A 19384-nucleotide genomic window follows, 5' to 3' on the forward strand; every position below is an offset into this window, starting at 1 on the left:
GCCTTACATCCTGCGGCCAGTTTGCTTCAAGCAGCCTCACGCATTTTGTGTAACACCTTACATAAAGTGCGTGAAGCCCCTTTTTGCAAAAGGACGGACACGGACAGACTTGGCATTACAGGGGGCGGGATAAATCCTGCCCTCTGTAGTCCCAAGACAGTCCGTCGAAAAGTCCGTCCCGGCTGGCCGCCTTATTCTTTTACCCATAATCTTTCCTTTTTCTAACGGATTCCCATTAAACCCAAGTCCGCTGCCGTGCGACCTACGGGATAGAATTTTCCGCAAAGGTAACCGGCCGCTCCAATCTTGCCAAGGCCGGCGTGCCGCTGCGAGTGACACGTAAAAATCTTCCTCTCCGTCTGTCGAGCGTATTTTTTCGGATCAGCCTTGTCCGATTGTCCCTCACCACCTTCTGAAAGCAGAAAAATCTTCCCGGCGGTCGCAAACAGACCGAACAAAGGGAAATAAAAAGAAAGGTTAAATATGAGTTACAACAAATTGAAATCATTGGTGGCAAACGTGGAAGCGATAAAGACAGCGTTACAAATCCACATTCAAGGCAGACAAGCCACAACAGAGGAAAAAGAGATTTTATCCCTATATTCGGGGTTTGGCGGTATCAAAGAAGTATTGAACATCGGCACGGAAAAGCCTGTAAGTGGCGACATGGTAGAACCGATACAAAGATTGCAGGAGCTTATCGACACCTACCCACATTTCACAGAACCCATGCGCCACAACGTCATGGAGGGTATCAAAGCCTCCGTCCTGACAGCGTTCTACACCCCGAAATTCCTTGTTCAAGCGGTAACAAAACAAATACACACTACATTCAAGGATAACGGACTGCAAATGCGCTTATTCCTCGAACCGAGTGCAGGCATTGGCGGTTTCCTCCCGGTAGCCATGTCCGACACCTGCGGCTATGCTATTGAAAAAGACCCGGTTTCGGGTCTGATACTCTCCCTGCTGAATGACAACACGATTACACGGACAGCCGGGTTTGAAACGATAGACGAACAGGGTTTTAAACATACGAAATTCGATGTCATAGCCTCCAACATACCTTTCGGTAACTTCCGTGTGTTCGATGCGGAACTCTGGAAGAAAGGCGGCATATACGAGCAGGCTACCAAGACCATACACAATTACTTTTTCGTCAAGGCTATGGAACTTTTGAACGAGGGCGGTCTGTTGGCTTTCGTCACATCAAGGGGCGTGGCCGACACACCAAGCAACAAATTCGTGCGTGATTACCTTGTGAGCCATGCTGATTTGATAAGTGCCATTCGTCTGCCCGACATGCTTTTCATGCAAACAAGCGGTATCGAGGTAGGCAGTGACTTACTTGTATTTCAAAAACATACACACAAGGCATCACTTTCACAAAGGGAACAGCTCTTTTTGCAGGTCGGCAGGGAAAAGGCAGATACGACAGGCACAATGACCGAATACGCCAACAAACTTTTCACATTGTCGAAAACCACCCTTGCAACAGGCAGCCGCATTGCGATGAACCAGTACGGCAAGTATGTACGCAAATACCAGTGGCAGGGTGATGAAAACGCCATGTCGCAGTACCTCGCCGCATTGCTCAAACTCGACTTTGGCCGCTATTTCCGCAAAAGCCTTTTCACAAGTGAGGGACAGGACGGCATACACACGCAAATGTCCCTTTTCGGTAGTGTGGCCGTTAAGCAACCACCAAAAGGCAGACGAGCCTATACGGACGAGCCGGAAGCGTGGATGAAAGAGGGCGCAATGGTACTGTTCGAGGGGCAGGTGGGCGTTATCCAATACCGCAAATCCGACCTCTACCAAGAGACGGCCACCGATTTTGTCCCGGTGGACGAGGGCAAGGTGAACACCGACAGGGCAAACGACTATTTCGCTATCCGCAAGGCATACTTTGAACTTGCAATCAAAGAGCAGGAGAAACAGATGGAACAGCCGCAACTGCGTGAACGACTGAACGCTTGCTATGATGCTTTTGTCGCCAAATGGGGCTTTTTCCACGAGAACGACAACAAGGAATTTATCATGCTTGACAGCCTTGGCGTGGAAGTCTTTACAATAGAAATGCAGGTCAAGGGCAACATATTCAAAGCCGACATCATGCGTGAGCCTGTAGCGTTCAAAAAGATAGACACGACCGTGCAACTCACACCGGCCGAAGCGTTGGCAAGCAGTCTGAACTTTTACGGCTGTGTGGATATGGGCTATCTGACACAGACCACAGGCAAAGACGAGGACGAAGTTATCGACGACCTCAAAGGCGAGATATTCTACAACCCAGCCACCGGAGAATGGGAACACAAAGGCAAGTTCATAGCCAGAAACGTCATTGCCAAAAGCAAGGAAACAGGCTCTTATCTTCCCGACCTCACAGGCAAGGAAAAGGACTGGGCGGAAACCGCTGTAAAGGCATTGGAGGAAGCCATGCCCGAAGCGATACCTTACGAGGAACTCGACATCAACATGGGCGAGCGTTGGATTGACACGAAGCTGTACGCCGATTTTGCCACAGAGCTTTTCGGAACGGAAACCGATGTGATGTATTTTGACGTGAACGACACCTATCTGGTACGTCTGCAAGGATATTCCCCTATAGTCTATAACACCTATTCCGTAAAGAATTACAACGGAGAGGACTTGTTTGTACACGCATTGCAGGACACCGTTCCCGAAATAACCAAAGAGATAGAGCGGAACGGCGAAACGGTACGAGTGCCGGACGAGGAAGCCATACAGGAAGCGGCCACCAAGATACAGGAGATAAGAAACCGTTTCAACCAGTGGCTCGACTGTCAACCGATAGAGGTAAGGGACGAATTGGTAAGGGTGTACAACGAGCGGTTTAACTGCTATGTCCGTCCGCATTATGACGGCTCGGCACAGACCTTTCCGCAGCTCTCTTTCGAGAATTTCCCATACGACAGCCTCTATCCCTCACAGAAAGACGCTATCTGTATGATTAAGCAGAACGGCGGCGGTATCTGTTGGCACGAGGTAGGCACAGGCAAGACGATGATAATGTGCGTTTCAGCTTACGAAATGAAACGCCTCGGATTAGTGCAGAAACCACTCATTATCGGCTTGAAAGCCAATGTTCACGAGATTGCCGACACGTTCCGCAAGGCTTACCCCTCGGCAAAGGTGCTTTATCCGGGCAAGGAGGATTTCACCCCTGCCAACCGCAAAGAGGTATTCTCGAAAATCAAGAACAACAACTGGGACTGTATCATTCTGACGCACGACCAGTTCGCCAAAATACCGCAGTCGGAACAGACCATGATAGATATATTCACGGAAGAACTGGCCGATGTGGAGCGCAATTTGGAAGTATTGGAACAATCCACCATGCGCTACCGCAGCGGAAAGATGCAGGACGGTCTGGAGAAGCGCAAACAGAACCTCACGGCCAAACTTAAGGAGTTGCGAATGAAAATCAACGACCGGAAAGACGATACAGTCGATTTTCACTCGATGGGCATAGACCACATATTTGTCGATGAATGCCACATTTTCAAGAACTTAATGTTTCAGACACGCCACACGAGGGTTGCCGGTATAGGCAATACCAAAGGCTCGCAAAGGGCGATGAACCTGCTGTTTGCCATCCGTGACATTCAGCACCGGACAGGACGTGACCTCGGCGCAACATTCCTTTCGGGCACGGTAGTAGTTAACGCACTCACCGAGCTATATGTGATGTTCAAGTATCTTAGACCAAGAGAATTGCAACGTCAACAGATTTCTTGCTTCGATGCGTGGGCGGCGATATTTACGCAGAAGACAGCCGACTATGAACTGAACGTGACAGGTGCAATCAAGCGTAAAGAGCGTTTCCGCACCTACATCAAAGTGCCGGAACTGGCAATGTTCCTGCGTGAGATTACCGACTACCGCACCGCCGACATGATAAACCTCGATGTACCGGATAAAAACGTGCGCTTTCTTTCTCATGCGCCCACTATCCAGCAGGAGGAAATGATAGGCCGTCTGGTTTCCTTTGCACACAGCGGACAGTGGGAGGATTTGGGACTTGATACGCCCGAACCCGACAATCTCGATAAGGCTAAAATGTTGGTCGCTACCAACGTGGCACGGAAAATGGCTCTCGATATGCGTTTGTTGGGCGACAAGTTCAGCGACGATGCCGACAACAAGGCTTCAATCTGCGCAAGAACAATCTATGACTATTATGTGAAATCGAACGCCAACCGGGGTACGCAGTTCGTGTTCAGCGACCTCGGCACATACAAGCCGAATGAGTGGAACGTATATACTGACATTAAAAAGAAGTTGGTGAACCTCGGCATTCCGGCCGATGAAGTGCAGTTTATCCAGTGCGCCACCACCGAAAGGGCAAGAAAACGCCTGTTCGAGGACATGAACAACGGCAAGGTGCGTGTGCTTTTCGGCAGTACCACCATGTTAGGCACAGGGGTAAACGCCCAACAGCGGGCGGTAGCGGTGCATCATTTGGAGATTCCCTGGCGACCGGCCGACATGGAGCAGCGCAACGGCAGGGCGGTACGCAAGGGCAACACCGTGAAGCTGTAGGGCGGCAATGTGGTGGATGTGGTGATATACGGCACGGAAAAGACACTTGACGCCTACAAATTCAATTTGCTGAAAAACAAGCAGATGTTCATCAACCAAATCAATAACGGCACAATAGCCGTGCGCCGTATCGACGAGGGCGGCATGGACGAGGACAACGGCATGAACTTCGCCGAGTTCGTGGCTGTCCTTTCCGGCAATACAGATTTGCTGAACAAGGCAAAACTTGACAACAAGATTATGCAGTTGGAAAAGGAACAGGCCATTTTCAAGAAAGAACGCGTCCGTGCCGAGCGCAAAATAGCTTCCAATCGTGAAGAGGTTGAAAAGGCACGGCGTACAAAGGCCGGTTTCATCAATGATTGGGAATACTTCAACTCTTACGAGGGCACAAAGGTAACGCAGCTTCTCAACCTGCCACAAGCCACAACCGAGGAAACAGGCCGGGAATTACACCGCATCGCTAAAACCTACCGTAGCGGAGCGTATGGCACGATTGGTACGTTTGCAGGACTGAACCTGTTGGTACGCAGCGAGTACAGTATAACAGGGGTATTTGACCGCAACACGTTCTTTGTCGAGGGGACAAGCGGGCTTAAATACCGTTGTGGACTGACAGGTGCGTTACCGCTTGGCTTCGTGGAATCTGCTCAATATCCGCAGGCTACACTAAACAAATTGCCCTCACTTATTGAGAAGCAACAAAAGGCGGTGGAGCGGATTGAAAGCGAAATCCCCATATTGCAGGACATCGTTGACCGCCAGTGGAGCAAAGCCGATGAATTGGTAAAACTCAAACTGGAGTGCAAGGAGCTGCAGCGGAAGATTGACGAAAGTCTCAAGGATGCGGAACGCTCTCTAACCCCACCCGAAACACCGGCTACCGAATACGAACCTACAACCAAAGCCGCTTAAACCATACTCATATCTTAGCCTTTTCCCTCTGTTTGGTTGTGAGAACCCGGCAGAGGGATTTTTCTTGTGTTCCCCGATCTGACAGCGGCAATATCCGTTTATATGCTCCAAGAGGCTACTTTACTGTTATACAACCGATACTAAATGTAGTATATACTAAGGTTAGTAAAGTAGGATATTAGGAAATATCACATCGGAAATGATAGAATGCAACTACATTTAGTCAATCAGTATTTTAGTATAGTAGTAGATACTACAATACTAAAATATAAATAAGTAGTAAAATAGTATGCACTAATCGTAGTAAATACTAAAAATAGTAGTATCTTTGTATCAGATATAAAGATATGAAATTATGACAAAAATAATCGCAGTTTTGAACCACAAGGGTGGTGTCGGAAAAACGACTACTACCATCAATCTTGCTGCCGCATTGCAGCAGAAAAAAAAGCGAGTGTTGCTCATCGACATGGACGGTCAGGCGAACCTCACGGAATCCTGCGGTCTCTCCATCGAAGAGGAACAGACGGTGTACGGAGCGATGAAAGGCGAATATCCCTTACCGGCATTCGAGCTGGGAAATGGTCTTTCCGTTGTTCCGTCCTGCCTTGATTTGTCAGCGGCGGAATCCGAGCTTATCAACGAGCCGGGACGGGAACTGATACTGAAAGGCCTGATTGCAAAATTGCTTGAGAGCCGGAAATTCGACTATATCCTGATTGACTGTCCGCCCTCGCTGGGTTTGCTGACGCTGAACGCCCTCACATCGGCGGACTTTCTGATTATTCCGGTACAAGCACAGTTCCTCGCCATGCGCGGAATGGCGAAGATTACAAATGTGATCGAGATTGTCAAAACCCGTTTGAACCCGAATCTGAACATCGGCGGAATTGTCATCACACAGTTTGACAAGCGCAAGACGCTCAACAAGAGTGTAGCGGAACTCATCAGCGAATCGTTCTGCGACAAAGTGTTCAAGACCGTCATCCGGGACAATGTGGCATTGGCCGAAGCTCCGATAAAGGGTCTGAACATCTTTGAATACAACAAGAACAGCAACGGGGCAAAGGACTACATGGAGTTAGCAAAAGAAGTGTTGAAATTAAAGTAAAAACGATATGAGCAAAAGTGATTCATTGAAAAACGGCATGAGAAGCGGACTGGACGGCTTGCTGTCATCCACCGGGAAGTCCACGCAAAAGAAAGAACCTGCACCGGTCAAAACGGAAAAAGAGCCTGCTGTGCATTGCAATTTTGTTATCGACAAAAGCATCCATACCCGGATGAAATACCTCGCTATCGAAAAGAATATGTCGCTCCGAAATATTGTGAACGAGGCGATGAAGGAATATCTGGAGAAGCACGAGAAATAACCAGGGCGGCTTGCCGCCCAATCGACTTTTATACCAAATACCGCTATCTTATGACACACGTCCACAAGGTAGCGGTTTTCCCATTTATATCCCCTGACAGTTTACCTGTTCTATTCGCCTCTTATAGCTGCAAGGCTGCATTTCCCTTTCTATCCATTCCGCTTACCGCTTGTCCGGTCTCGTTCCTGCCATCGCCGGTTGGTTTTCCAGACGCAAATTTGGACTGCCGCGCTTGATTTCACCGCTTTGAAGTGCATTTCTCGTAAAATTCTTCCTTTCCTTGAAAGAGTAATTTTCCGGAAAAAGCGTTGAAAATAGCTTGTTCGTCAGTCCCTTGAAGCATCTGTAAATCCCAAGCGGTTCAGGCAGAAAAAAGAACCGAAAAGAGGGATAAAAAAGAAAATCAATTCAATAACAATTAAATTTTATGATTATGGCAACAACAGCAGCAGCCCAAGCAGTAGAGAAGAACATCACATCGGTAGCATTGGCAAACATTCAGCCAAGTAACTACAACCCACGCAAGAACTTTGACGAGACAAGCCTTGCGGAACTTGCCGAGAGTATCCGTCAGCAGGGAGTGCTTCAGCCTATCGGTGTGCGCCCCATTGCGGACAACCGTTTCGAGATTGTCTTTGGAGAACGCAGATACCGTGCTTCCCTCATGGCTGAATTGACGGAAATTCCGGCTACCGTCATGGAAATTTCCGACGAGACAGCCGAGGAAATGGCAATCACCGAGAACCTGCATCGCAAGGATGTTACCCCGATTGAGGAAGCCAACGCCTACCAAAAACTCATAGACAGCGGTCGCCACGATGTCCAATCCTTGACCGTGCAGTTCGGCAAGACGGAAGCGTATATCCGTACACGACTTAAATTCGTTTCCTTGATACCCGAAATCGCCTTGCTGTTGGAGCAGGACGAAATCACAATCAGTGTGGCAAGTGAAATCTGCCGTTATGGGGAAGAGATACAGCGTGAGGTGTACGACCAACATCTGAAAGAGGGAGTGCAGTACAATAGTTGGCGAGGCATGAAAGCCTCCGAGGTGGCACAGAGCATCGAACGGCAATATACCGCAGACCTCAATCGCTATTCATTTGACAAAACCCTTTGTCTTTCATGTCCCCACAATACCAATAACATGATGTTATTCTGTGAGGGTAGTTGCGGAAATTGCGCCAACCGTGCTTGCTTGGTGGAAATGAACACATCGCACCTTACCGAAAAGGCTATGCGGCTCATGGAACAGCACCCTGCCGTTCCCCTCTGCCACGAAAGCTACAATTACAATGAAGCCGTCATCGACCGACTTACCGCTATGGGCTACGAGGTGGAAAGCCTTAAAACCTATGCAACGAAATACCCCGAATGCCCCCAAGCTCCTCAAAAAGAGGATTACGATACCACCGAGGAATACGAGGAAGCAGAAAAGGATTACGAGCAGAAATTGAACGGCTACACCGAGAAATGCGAAGCAATCCGCACCCGAAGCGAAGCAGGAGAAATCTCCCTCTATCTCCGTATCGAGAGCAACGACATTACACTGTGCTATGTTGCAAATACCGCTACCACCGCAAACGGTACGGCAACCGAAATGCCGCTTTCACCTATCGAGAAGTTGGAAAAGCAGGACAAACGCAACAAGGAGATTGCCCTCGAAAAGACCGTTGAAGACACCAAAAAGCGGATTTTAGAGGTCGATATGTCAGAACGCAAATTTGGACAGGACGAGGAGAAAATGGTGTATTTCTTCCTGCTCTCCTCACTCCGCAAAGAGCATTTCAATGAGGTAGGCATTGAAGATAAAGGCTCTTATTACTACCTTACGAGCGAGGACAAAATGCGCATCATCGAGAACCTTACCGCCAAGCAGAAAGCCGTTATCCGCAGGGATTATCTGATTGCCAATTTCAAAGACGCATTCGGCAACAACGTCACTGCCTCCCTGTTGCTTGACTTCGCCCAAAAGCATATGCCCGAAGAACTTGCCAATATCCAAGACGGATATAATGGAGTGTACGAAAAGCGACACCAACGCATCGAGGAAAAGAAAGCCGCTTTGCAGGAACAAGCCACGCAGGAAGCGGAACAACCCGATGAACCGCAACCCGAAGCGGAAGCACAGACCGAACCGCAAGCGGAAGAAATAGCTGCCTGACAAATGTTGTCATAACGGATAGGGGGAGGGAGAAATCCGCCCTCTATTCATTTTTGTATGCTCCGGACAAAGGACCCAAGTACCTCTTTTAACTTTCTGACGAACCCGTCACCACCCGCCCTTCCTCCATTCATAACGTCCGTTCCCTCTCTTTTTTACCATTTTCAACTTCCCTTTTATAACGTTTCCCCGGCTTCATTCCCTGTCAGTCCGTCCCGGTTTGGTTTTATCAGATGCAAAGGTCGGCCGTCGCGCTTGATCCGGCGGCTTAAAGTGAATTTCCTGCAAATTCTTCCTTTCCTCAGAAAGAGTAATTGACAGGAAAAGCCTTCCGTATGAAGCTGTACCGACAACCGTGTACCGCATCCATAAAATCCCAAAGCGGTTCCGACAGAAAGGAATCGAACGGAGGGAAGAAAAAAACAAATCATTAAAATTCAAGATTATGGACAATATCAAGGAAAGCAAGGAGTACCAGCTCGCCAAAGACTGGGAAAGAGCAGTGAACGATTACGGCTTCAACCCCAAACGGTTTGCAGCCGCTATCCCCGAAATGCACCCCACACTGCAGCAAAGCCTTTACCGACTGGTCAAGGAGTGTATCGTGGTCATGGCGGACGAGACACGCAACTACGATGACCGCAACCGTGCATCGCACGAGGAAGCGAAGTGCATCATGGAATACCTCAAGGTTCACGGGAAACACATCCCATTAAGATAACAGACGTATGAAAACGAAAGAACTACAATTTGACGGCAATATCTACATCTGCCGTATCGTGAAATCCAACGAAGGTGAAGAACTACTTATCGCTCTACCGCTCTGCTCGATGCACTTCATCCGGGCAGTTTCGAGGACGAAAACGAAGGTTTTGCAAGTAAGGAAGCCGAACAAATATATGACGAGGTTTTCTTTTTTACCGATGCGAAGACCCTCAAATTACCGGACGATGAACTCATCACGGAATTAAAAGAGGATAACCCCGAATGGTTCAACTAACATAAATCAATAATCATATTAAAAATCAAAGTTATGGATAAAGAGTATGTAATGCACATCGCACAGACCATCAAAGAACAATTGGTATCACTTACACCCATGCCCATTCTTATGTCGTGGGGAATCGGCGATTTTGTCGCTACGGTATTCCGGGATTTGCCGGCATTGCGGATTAAAGTAAACGGGCGGTTGCACGCCGGAAATGTCGTTATCGCACTCAACGGCTCCGATTATTATGAGGTATATCTGCTGAAAGAGAACGGTGCGGAGTGCGTCAATGAGGAAGTATGCTTCGACGAGTTGGGCGATGTCATTGACCGAGCCGTCGAAAGCGGTACGGACAAAGAGGAATACGACAAATTCTGCGACCGGCAACTTGCCGTACTTTTAAGCGGTACACGAGCCTGAATAAGCGAGCGACCGAATAACACCGCCCATTTTTCTACGTGGGCGGTGTTTTCGTGTGCGGTTGGATGCGTCCAAGCCGCAATATCCTATTATAAACTCACTTTTGAAGTCCTTGTTCCACTTTTACCGTTGTTACGGCTTGTGGGATTGTCCGGCTCCGTCATTTCCAATACCCCTGTACCAATCATCGGATTGATATAGACCTCCATAAGATTTTCCCTATCTTTCAATCCTAAATGTTGCAAAATATCAGATAGGTATTGCGGCTCAACACAGAACTCCAAGATTTGCTCTTTTCTCAAATCCTGCTTGCGAGGTTTTCTTGCGGGTTTTCTTGTCGGGTTTTCATCCCTAACTGCAAGGTCAGCACAACATAGTCCGGACGTGTTTCCTCGGCTACAGTAGGAAGCGGCCAACCCAAAGACTGCCAACCGCTCACAATCTTATCCACACCGCTACCAGCTTTCTCGGCACGCCCCAGACGCATGAACATCTGAGTGAGTAGATTGGCAGCAAAGCGAGTGCAAGACACCGGAACGCTAAAAATACCGAATAAGACCCACGCGGCACTATAATATGTTGGCATTCTGCCCTGTATATCCCGTATTTTTCGTACCTTTGCGGCACAAAAACGTATGTATATGGAACAACAGGTTATCCCATCGGATTATACACAATATGCAGAGGCAGTAGAGATAATCAAACATGCCATCGAACGCTGCCGGTATAGAAGTGCGGCTGCGGTCAACAAAGAAACTCTCTCGTTGTATTTTGGAGTGGGGAAATTCGTGTCTGAAAATTCCCGCATCGGCTGTTGGGGTACTAAAGCATTGCCTACCATATCAAAGCTCCTTCAACGGGAGTTGCCCGGTCTGCACGGCTTTTCTGAATCGGGGTTGAAACGGATGCGCTCATTCTATGAGGAATGGAGGACGTTTTTAATTCGTCCAACAGTGTTGGGCGAATTGGAAAACCATTCGTCGGAAAAGGGTACGGCTTTAATTCATCCAACAGCGTTGGGCGAATTGGATATTGACGAGCATCTACTGCTGCAACTTATCGGGCAACCGGTCAATACCGAATTTACCTGGGACGATTTTGTCAAGATCAGCTTTTCACATCATATTGAAATCCTGACTCGTTCAAAAGACATCGCGGAACGGTTGTTCTATATCCATTGTGCCGCTCAAAATGCGTGGTCGCTATCCTCTCTCAAAAATTACTTGAAAGAAGACATCTATTCAAATCGCGGATCTTTGCCGAGCAACTTCCTTCAAGTGCTGCCCGAAGCCATTTATGCCGTAAAAGCGATATTGGCGTTCAAGGATGAGTATATGCTCGAAATGGTTAATCTGGAGAATGTGGGAGAACGCGAACAGGACTGGAACGAAAAGGTCATCGAAAACCAAATCGTAACCAATATCAAGCAGTTCATTCTCCGTTTTGGAAACGACTTCACTTTTATCGACAGTCAGCATCGCCTGATAGTTGCCGGAGAAGAAATGTTTGCTGACCTTGTATTCTTCAACAGAGAACTGAATGCCAGCGTAATCGTGGAGTTGAAACGGGGCAAGTTCCGCCCGAATTATCTCGGACAGCTTAGCGGCTACCTGACGGTGTATGACATGACCGACAAGAAACCGCACGAGAACCCTTCAATCGGTATTGTCCTATGCCAGGATGCCAACCGCAAGTTTGTCGAAATCATGGTGCGCGACTATGATAAGCCTATGGGCGTGGCGACATACCGCACAGCCCAAGAAATGCCGGAGAATCTGCGCAAGACTCTACCGGACATCGACAAATTACAAAATCTGCTATCGGAAAACGATTCCAAATCGGAAACTGTCAGATAATTCATTTACGTCCGTAAAACCGGCTTTATGCCCACAAGATTTTGGGTAACTGAAATTGAATATAAAAATCCCTGCAATAATTTCGTGATTATTGCAGGGATTTTGATTTATTTCGCCCCACGCTTGTTCAGTACATCCGTTATCATGTCTTTTACATCCTGTCCGACTTGTATGAAATTTTTATACAAGATGCGTTCCCGTTCCTCCCTCGACTTAAAGGTGTAGAACTTCGGTAGCGGTACATAGGCCGCTTCCTCCGCTTTTATCTCCTTCATATCGAAATCCGTCTTGCAGAAGAACTTTGTAGTCTTGAACTCTTCCGATTCCTGAATGTTCATCGAGCCTCCTGTACCGGTTTTCGTCTTCACGAAATCCCTGGCCGTCTGTCCGCAAATCCATCCCGTCGCCATATCCGAAATTTTCGAGGCGGGTACAAGGCTGTCCATATTCTCATTGAGATTGATGCTCGTCTTATCCCGGTCGATGGTCACGCCCTTTTTGACCTGTACTACCTTGCCGAAAATGTCATTCGACAACCATTCCAGTGTCTCTTTTGCGCGAGCTGAACCGCTTACCACGTTGCCCACTGTCGTGATGATTTTTTGCATTCCCACTTTTCCGTAGTCAGCCTCCAACTGCGGCAACTCCTGAAAACCCAGCGTTACGCTTACCTTGTTGCTTCTCGCCGTACCTATCAGTCGGTCTATCTTGTGGAAATACAGTGTCGGCAGCTCATCCACGATGATGCTGACCGGAATATTCTTCCCCTGCCCGGTGTTCACACGGGTAACGAGACGGTTCAATATCAGAGCGTTCAACGCTCCGATGATACTTTCCATTTCCGGATCGTTGGCTATCAGCAGATAACTGGGTGACTTGGGGTCACTAACTTTCAGGTCGAAGTCGTCCCCATCCTTGTGGAATATCCAGTAGGATTCCTTGGTGGCCAAACGGCTGGTATAGACACGCAGCGTACCAATCATACCCTCTAATTGTTCCATTGCCTTGTTCTTGAAGGCCGTCTGGAACGGGCCGAGCAACGGCGCGACCTCGTTGTCCGTCTCCAGTACCTCAAAAATAGTCTGGTAGCTCTCATTGAGAAATGAAAGGATATGCGGCATATCCGAGTATTTTCCCAGCCAATAGGCAGGTTCCACGATGCTGCCACCCTCACGGTCACGAACGACACCCGTCGGCTTCCAGAACTTCGTCTGCGGATCTTGCCGTTTCTCCGCATATAGTTTCTTTCCGTTTGCATCGTAGGGTTCCCGCTCGTAGTTCACGAAAAAGTAGATACAGGCGGCAAGAAAGTTCACGGCAGAAGTCTGAAAGAACTGGTCACTGCCTCCGCCTCCCTCTTTCTTGCCTTTCTGCAGGGATTCCAACAGGGTTTCCGCCGTTTCGCTCGCCGCCGCAAGATTATTGATGTACTTTGCCTGAATGGGGTTCACCCGTTTGCTGTACTCCACATCCACGAAGTTGATGATGTTGAACTTGCACCCTTTGGGCAGTTTTCCGAGCTTCTGGTTTTTCTTGTAATGATAGTAAAGTTTAGTGGCAAGTGTCGGAAATTTGTAGTCATAGACCACCATCGCAAAGCCCTTGGCACTATGTTGGCGGATGAACGGTTCTATGATGCTGAACGTCTTACCGCTGCCCGGAGTTCCGACTACCCATGTTCCTCTGAAACAGTTGCTTATCGACACCCATCCCTTGCGAAATTTACCTTTGTAATAGTACCGCATCGGTATATTCACGCTATACTGGTTCTCAACCTTCTCTTCGCTCTGCTCGAAACTTTCATTCTCAAAGTTGAACCGGTCTTTACCCAGTCCCTCCTTGATGAACTTCGAGATGTTATCCAGTGCGATATGTACCAATATCACACCGACAAGCGTGGTCGCCATGTAGAAGATGATATTTAGTGGCAACGTGTAGAGCCTCGTTTCCATCGGATGATGGTACAACCACACGGAGAACACAATCAGGAACAGTCCGCTGATTAGCGGATATAACACCTGTCTCCGGGCATCGAACTCCAGATGCTTCTTGTTCCTCGTACCGATACAGGTGATGCAGATAAGCAGGAACGTCGCAATCTTGCTGTACACAAGATTACCGTCATTGTAAATCATCCACTGCTTGATGCGCCCGTGAATATCAATCAGTATGCCACCCCAGTGGTCGAGCATGGCAGGGTCGATGGCATACTCGAAGAACTCCATCAGCACGGAGATATAGATGACCGCACGGAATATCTTGTAGAACCCTTGTAATTCTTTGCTCTCTTCCATGAATCAATCCGTTGTTAATTCTTGTTTCCGACGATACCAACGGTCGTTGATTCGTATGACATCCATACCGAACCACACACCGTTTTCGTTCAGTTTCGTCTTTATTCTTTCAAGTGCTACCGGTCCTAAACCCCAGATTTCCATGAGATATTCCTCGTTGAGCTGAATCAGGTCGCCGACATACAATATCCCATGAGATTCGAGTTTGCTTCTGACTATAGGCGTCATTTTCATGCTGAATATCGGCTGTGAGAGATAATGCACCTCTTCTGCCTGAATGTTGTCCAAGGCTATCTCAAGCCCTTCTTTGACTCTCTGGACAGAATTGATGTATTCTTCCTGCTGTTGGATTTTAATTTCCTGTTGCTGTATCTCATCACGCAATTCAGAAGCCTTCCTTAAAAGTTCGGCATTGCTTCGCTTCAATTCGTCATTAACATCCGTCATCGACCGGTTGTTTAACTCAAGTTCCTTGCGTTTGCCGTTCAACTCCTTGACAACTTCCTCCAATTTGGCAATCTGGCATCTCAGAGCCGAACCTTTCCCATTGTCTGCCGCCATGTTATCCAAAAGGTAGCTGAAGCGTTGAATCAGATAATCAATGTCCTTTTTATCAGACGCAACAGAATCGGCGAGCTTTTTCAGTTTTTGCCGAGGTGATTCATCTTTGATGGGATAGTATATGAGGAAAGCCCCCAATACCATCAATACTATACAGAAAAGCATATCTATATTCATATCGTTGCACATTTTATTTGTTCATGGTAATTATAGGCCGCAGCTTATGCGCCTGTGTCTTAGGTGTCTCCTGCATCGCGCCGCTTCCTGTCGAGTAAAGCCACGCTTTCGCCGTCTCTTGTCCGGACACTTCCGTCGATGTCCAGTACCAGCAATCGTATTCATCCAACGGCAACGGATGACCGCCGCACCGTTCAATGACAGGATTGACGGTTTCCCGGACAGCATACAGCAACCGCATCTGTGCTACCGACGGGATATAGGCACTCTGTCCGTACCGCCACAGGTCAAAGACCGCTTCCGCCATAGGCGAAGCCGTCTCCCTTGTGTCGTACAGCGCAAAGGTGTTCATGTTCCCGTCCAATGCCCCGATGTCGGCCGACGTCCCTTGTGCGACACCGAGGCTGTCGGCGAATGCCGCCGGAGCAATGTCCCACAGGTAAACCGCATAGCCGTTCCCTTCCGTTCCTTCACGGCGTTCGGTATCAAAGACAACCGCTATTGCCCGCTTCCCCGATTGTTCATACTGCGCATAGGACAATGCCGTGCCGTCCTCGCAGAGAATATGCCCCGGACGTACCGCCGTATCGGGTACGTCGATATGGGCGTCACAGGCAGCGCACAATACCGCCGCCACTACCATTGCAATCCATTGAATCTTTCGTATCATGTCATTTCCGTTTTTTTGTTTTTCCTTTATTTTATCGGCAGTTTTACACCCAGCACGATACCTGTCCGCAGCAAATCCGCCCCTTTTATCATCATGTCACTCTTGACCTGCCAGTACAGCGTCCATCCCGACCGCAGCTCATAATTGTGCTCGTAACCCACATGGATTCCGGCAAGAAACTTGTTCGTGTCGCTCCCTGCCGAAGCTCCGATACGCAAGTTGCCGTAATGGTTGCGTCCACGCACCACACAAGGTTTGTACGCCACACCGAAACCATAAGTGCGGTAGTTGCGCCAGAAGGATTCCGGACAAATATGACCGCAAGATTTACATTCCGTCCATTTCAGATAGCCGTTGGCGAAGAACTCCCACGCATGACGGTAGTTCATTTCATGCTCGTAAGCAAGCGTTACGTCCATGCCGTTCTCATACAGCAATCCCACGCCGAGCGAGAGGCGGCCGCCGTTGCGTTGCGCATGGGCATTGGTGGCAAACCCTATGCAGACAAGCATCAGTAACAAAACTGTTTTCAACGTCTTTTTCATCGTCATTCCTCCTCCAATAAAGCGGTGTTAAATGAATCGGCCGACAGCACATCCTCGTAGTCGATGTTCAGGCTGATATTGCGCCCGCTGATTTGTTGTTCCGTCATTTCGATAGTCAGCAGCTTGTCGTTCGGAAAGGTCATCTTTTTCACGACAATCACGTTCCGGTAGCCGTGCTTGAACGTCTTGCCGTGTTCCAATACCAGGGCAGGAGTCAGCTCGATGGTCTGCGCGTTAGTTGCCTTCGAAAGTTTCTTGTCCGACAGTTTCACCCGTATCTCGTCGATGTCGAAACGGATGTTCGTTTTGTTCTCGATGGAAAAGTCGATGAAGAAGTAGTCGCCCACCGAGTAAATATTGTTCAGGCGCATCACCATTCGGTGCGCCTTGGTCGCCACGTTGCGGATTTTCGCGGGCGAGTTCCACACCCGTCTTGCAAAACGCACCATGTCGGCTGTGGACATCGAGACCGTAGGATTGTTGTAGGCATCCCGTTCCTGTAGCTGAATTTCCTTGTCTGCCACCGCCTCGCTTATCCGCGTGGTGTAGATGAGTGCATACTGCGTGCGATAGCGTTCCGTTACGATGGTGACGATGGCCAGCACTTCACCGTCCTCGTGTCCCGTCTCTTTGGGCTTTAACCGGATGATGTTCTCAATGGGTTGGTCGCCCGCCACCTTGTCTGTGGAAATATCCACGAAGCGGACCGGTTCCGAGGCTGTGATGACGGTCGTTACCTGTTCATTGACAGTCAGCCGTTCCATCTCTTCGTATGTACGCTGAGCCTGTGCGTTCCGTGTGGCAAAAAGTCCTGCCGCCAGAAGAAATGCAGTTATAATTATTTTCTTGTTCATATCGTTTCTGTTGATATTTTTTATTTTTTTATTTCTTTATTTCCCTTATTTCGCTTTCTTTAATCCCATGACCACGTTCCAGTTCCTCCCGAATCCGTCGTCCGGCAATTTCGCAATACGTCGGTTCAATCTCGAATCCGATGTAATGCCGTCCCGTGCGGATGGCGGCAATGGCGGTCGTACCCGAACCGATGCAGTTGTCCAGCACCACATCGCCCTCGTTGGTATAGGTGCGCATCAGGTACTCTATCAAGGCTACCGGCTTCTGTGTCGGATGATAGAATGCTCCTGTCTTGTGTTCCTTGGGTATGGAAATGACAGAGGTCGGGTACTTGTCTTCGGCAACACGCACCGGAGCCAGTTTCATTTCACCGTAACAGCGGTTCGTGAAACCGTCCGTCTTGCGCCGTCCATGATTTTTCCGTTCCGGTGGACACGGCATCATCTGAGGATGATATACCGGCTGACGGTCGTAGAACACGATGATGTCCTCATGCTGGCGTAGCGGCATCCGGTTGGCATTCAGGTGACCCGTTACCCGGTCTTTCCGCCACACGAGGTTATACCGCCACATCCGGGGTTGCGAGAGCATGAGCCGCGCCGAGAAGATGCCCTGCGCAAAGAGGATAACGGGGCTTCCCGGCTTGGTGATCCTGCGGTACTGTTCCCACAACGCTTCGAGCGGTATCTGCCTGTCCCAGTGTACCGCCTTGTTGCTACGGTTCAACACGCCGTAAGGCAAATCCGCTATCACGGCATCGACACTGCCGTTCGCCATGAGCTTCATGCCCTCGATACAGTCCATATTATATATGTTGTCAATCTCTATCATGGCTTCCGTTTTTACTGTTTCTCACGTCCGTTCACCAGATAGACGAAAGTGCCGTATTTCAGCTTTACCTTATTTTTTTTGATAGCTTTGCCGATGGCATTGCTCGTTTTCTGGTAGGCATTCGTAGCGGCTTGCATTCCCCATTGCGAGAGACTGTTGCCGTAACTGCCGGTATTCATGTTCAGATTCCCCGACACCGCACCGCTTGCCACATCCTTGCTCGTTTCCCGGAACTGGCTGTTCGGTACATAAAGCCCCTCCATGCCGTCCGTGTCGTAAAGGGACAGGCTGACCTTCACCAGTTCGTCCTCGATGAGAATGCTGGTGATGTTCCCCTTCACACGCCCCGACGAGAAGCCGCTCATGGTGGCATACAGATACGACCCTCGTTTGACCACGCACTCGTTGATCTCCACGTCGTCGAGCAGACGCAACCGCACACGCGAGCCGTCCACCGCTTTGATGTCCTCGTCGATAATGGCCTTTATCAGTTTCGGTTCACGGGCATTGACCGCAAGCGTATTGAAGTAATCCGAAGCCGTCTTTACCTTGCGTACCACTTCGCTGGGCGGTTCGTTCTCTGACGGGGCTTTTACCGAACGGCTCTCTTCCTCTATTTTTCCCTTAACCTCTATGGTTGCCGTCGGGGGTTGCGCCGATGCGGTACTGTCCGTATCGGTCGCCGGTAATACCTCATTGCGTCCTCTCAACCTTGCTTCGGCAAGGGCTTTCTCCAGTTCCGCGAGAGCTTCTTGCTCGCGCGTCTTGGCATCGGCAATTTGCGCTGCCGCAGCCTTTTCCTGCTGTTGCTCATCGAGCAGGGCGATGTCGTCCACCGTGTATTGCGATTCATATTCTTCCTTGTTGTCATCGGGTTCATCTCGTTCTATGTTATCCACTGCGGAGTAATCCTGTATCTTACCCCATGATTTGGCCATGTTCTCGTACTTGCTGCCTATGCCGTCACCGCCTTTAAGCCGGGCATCCGGCAAATCGGGGTTCAAAAACTCCGTTGTCTGCAGCGTCTTGTCCGGAATCTCCGCCGTTTCGGTCTGAAACAGGTCGAAGATGAAGTACGATGCAACCAGAAGCGGGATATACAGGACAGCCGGAAGCATATACTTCGGCTCCCTGAAATTGATTTTATCAAATATCTTCATCATACATCT

At 49.0% G+C, this 19384-nt stretch carries 15 protein-coding genes and 2 pseudogenes; 8 read left to right on the plus strand and 9 right to left on the minus strand.

The features are described from left to right. Positions 1 to 483: 483 nt before the first annotated feature. The 7 genes and pseudogenes from NXV01_RS23975 (at position 484) to NXV01_RS24005 (ending at position 10426) form a co-directional block, all read left to right on the plus strand. Positions 484 to 5481 (plus strand): annotated as a pseudogene (locus tag NXV01_RS23975) (helicase-related protein). 355 nt (positions 5482 to 5836) lie between these two features. Continuing rightward, positions 5837 to 6592, plus strand: coding sequence for a ParA family protein (locus NXV01_RS23980; protein ID WP_008669717.1), 756 nt, complete (start codon positions 5837 to 5839; stop codon positions 6590 to 6592). A gap of 7 nt (positions 6593 to 6599) precedes the next feature. Continuing rightward, positions 6600 to 6854 carry a hypothetical protein gene (locus tag NXV01_RS23985; RefSeq protein WP_008669718.1) on the plus strand — a complete coding sequence of 85 codons (255 nt, stop codon included), beginning with the start codon at positions 6600 to 6602 and terminating at the stop codon, positions 6852 to 6854. 427 nt (positions 6855 to 7281) lie between these two features. Next, positions 7282 to 9018 (plus strand): ParB/RepB/Spo0J family partition protein, encoded by a 1737-nt coding sequence (locus tag NXV01_RS23990; protein ID WP_089503706.1) that lies wholly within the window; start codon positions 7282 to 7284, stop codon positions 9016 to 9018. Between the two features lie 445 nt (positions 9019 to 9463). Then, complete coding sequence (locus NXV01_RS23995; RefSeq protein ID WP_008669723.1) at positions 9464 to 9739, plus strand: hypothetical protein; 276 nt, start codon at positions 9464 to 9466, stop codon at positions 9737 to 9739. 7 nt (positions 9740 to 9746) lie between these two features. Next, a pseudogene (locus tag NXV01_RS24000) lies at positions 9747 to 10018 on the plus strand (hypothetical protein). Positions 10019 to 10051: 33 nt separating this feature from the next. Then, positions 10052 to 10426, plus strand: a complete 375-nt coding sequence (locus NXV01_RS24005; RefSeq protein ID WP_004301326.1) for a hypothetical protein — start codon at positions 10052 to 10054, stop codon at positions 10424 to 10426. A gap of 89 nt (positions 10427 to 10515) precedes the next feature. Here NXV01_RS24005 and NXV01_RS26105 read toward each other — a convergent pair whose 3' ends face one another. Continuing rightward, positions 10516 to 10635 (minus strand): hypothetical protein, encoded by a 120-nt coding sequence (locus NXV01_RS26105; protein WP_018452185.1) that lies wholly within the window; start codon positions 10633 to 10635, stop codon positions 10516 to 10518. 89 nt (positions 10636 to 10724) lie between these two features. Next, positions 10725 to 11012 (minus strand): hypothetical protein, encoded by a 288-nt coding sequence (locus tag NXV01_RS24010; protein ID WP_004301328.1) that lies wholly within the window; start codon positions 11010 to 11012, stop codon positions 10725 to 10727. A 55-nt stretch (positions 11013 to 11067) separates the two neighbouring features. Between NXV01_RS24010 and NXV01_RS24015 the strand changes: the two genes are divergently transcribed. Then, positions 11068 to 12282: a PDDEXK nuclease domain-containing protein gene (locus tag NXV01_RS24015; RefSeq protein WP_004301329.1), complete on the plus strand. Its 1215-nt coding sequence runs from the start codon at positions 11068 to 11070 to the stop codon at positions 12280 to 12282. Positions 12283 to 12389: 107 nt separating this feature from the next. On the opposite strand, the gene NXV01_RS24020 is transcribed toward NXV01_RS24015, so the two are convergent. From NXV01_RS24020 to traM, 7 genes are read right to left on the minus strand one after another with little or no spacing between them, the layout of a single operon-like run. Then, a complete protein-coding gene (locus tag NXV01_RS24020) occupies positions 12390 to 14576 on the minus strand; it encodes a type IV secretory system conjugative DNA transfer family protein (RefSeq protein ID WP_004301330.1) in 2187 nt (728 codons plus the stop codon). Positions 14577 to 14579: 3 nt separating this feature from the next. Then, positions 14580 to 15314, minus strand: coding sequence for a DNA-directed RNA polymerase subunit alpha C-terminal domain-containing protein (locus NXV01_RS24025; protein WP_005944229.1), 735 nt, complete (start codon positions 15312 to 15314; stop codon positions 14580 to 14582). Between the two features lie 13 nt (positions 15315 to 15327). Then, entirely contained in the window at positions 15328 to 15984 is a 657-nt protein-coding gene (locus NXV01_RS24030) for a hypothetical protein (RefSeq protein ID WP_004301332.1), read from the minus strand. Between the two features lie 26 nt (positions 15985 to 16010). Beyond that, the gene (locus NXV01_RS24035; protein ID WP_004301333.1) at positions 16011 to 16535 is read right to left on the minus strand and encodes a hypothetical protein; all 525 of its coding nucleotides are present in this window, start codon (positions 16533 to 16535) and stop codon (positions 16011 to 16013) included. Next, the gene (traN, locus tag NXV01_RS24040) at positions 16532 to 17383 is read right to left on the minus strand and encodes a conjugative transposon protein TraN (protein ID WP_005944228.1); all 852 of its coding nucleotides are present in this window, start codon (positions 17381 to 17383) and stop codon (positions 16532 to 16534) included. Before traN ends, NXV01_RS24035 begins: the two co-directional genes overlap by 4 nt. 28 nt (positions 17384 to 17411) lie before the next feature. Further along, on the minus strand, positions 17412 to 18215 hold the full coding sequence (locus NXV01_RS24045; RefSeq protein WP_004301335.1) for a site-specific DNA-methyltransferase: 804 nt from the start codon (positions 18213 to 18215) through the stop codon (positions 17412 to 17414). Between the two features lie 11 nt (positions 18216 to 18226). Continuing rightward, the gene (gene traM, locus NXV01_RS24050) at positions 18227 to 19378 is read right to left on the minus strand and encodes a conjugative transposon protein TraM (protein ID WP_018452180.1); all 1152 of its coding nucleotides are present in this window, start codon (positions 19376 to 19378) and stop codon (positions 18227 to 18229) included. Between the last annotated feature and the right edge of the window lie 6 nt (positions 19379 to 19384).

This window comes from Bacteroides sp. BFG-606 (assembly GCF_024788145.1).
In the GTDB taxonomy this organism is placed as follows: Bacteria; Bacteroidota; Bacteroidia; order Bacteroidales; family Bacteroidaceae; genus Bacteroides; species Bacteroides vicugnae.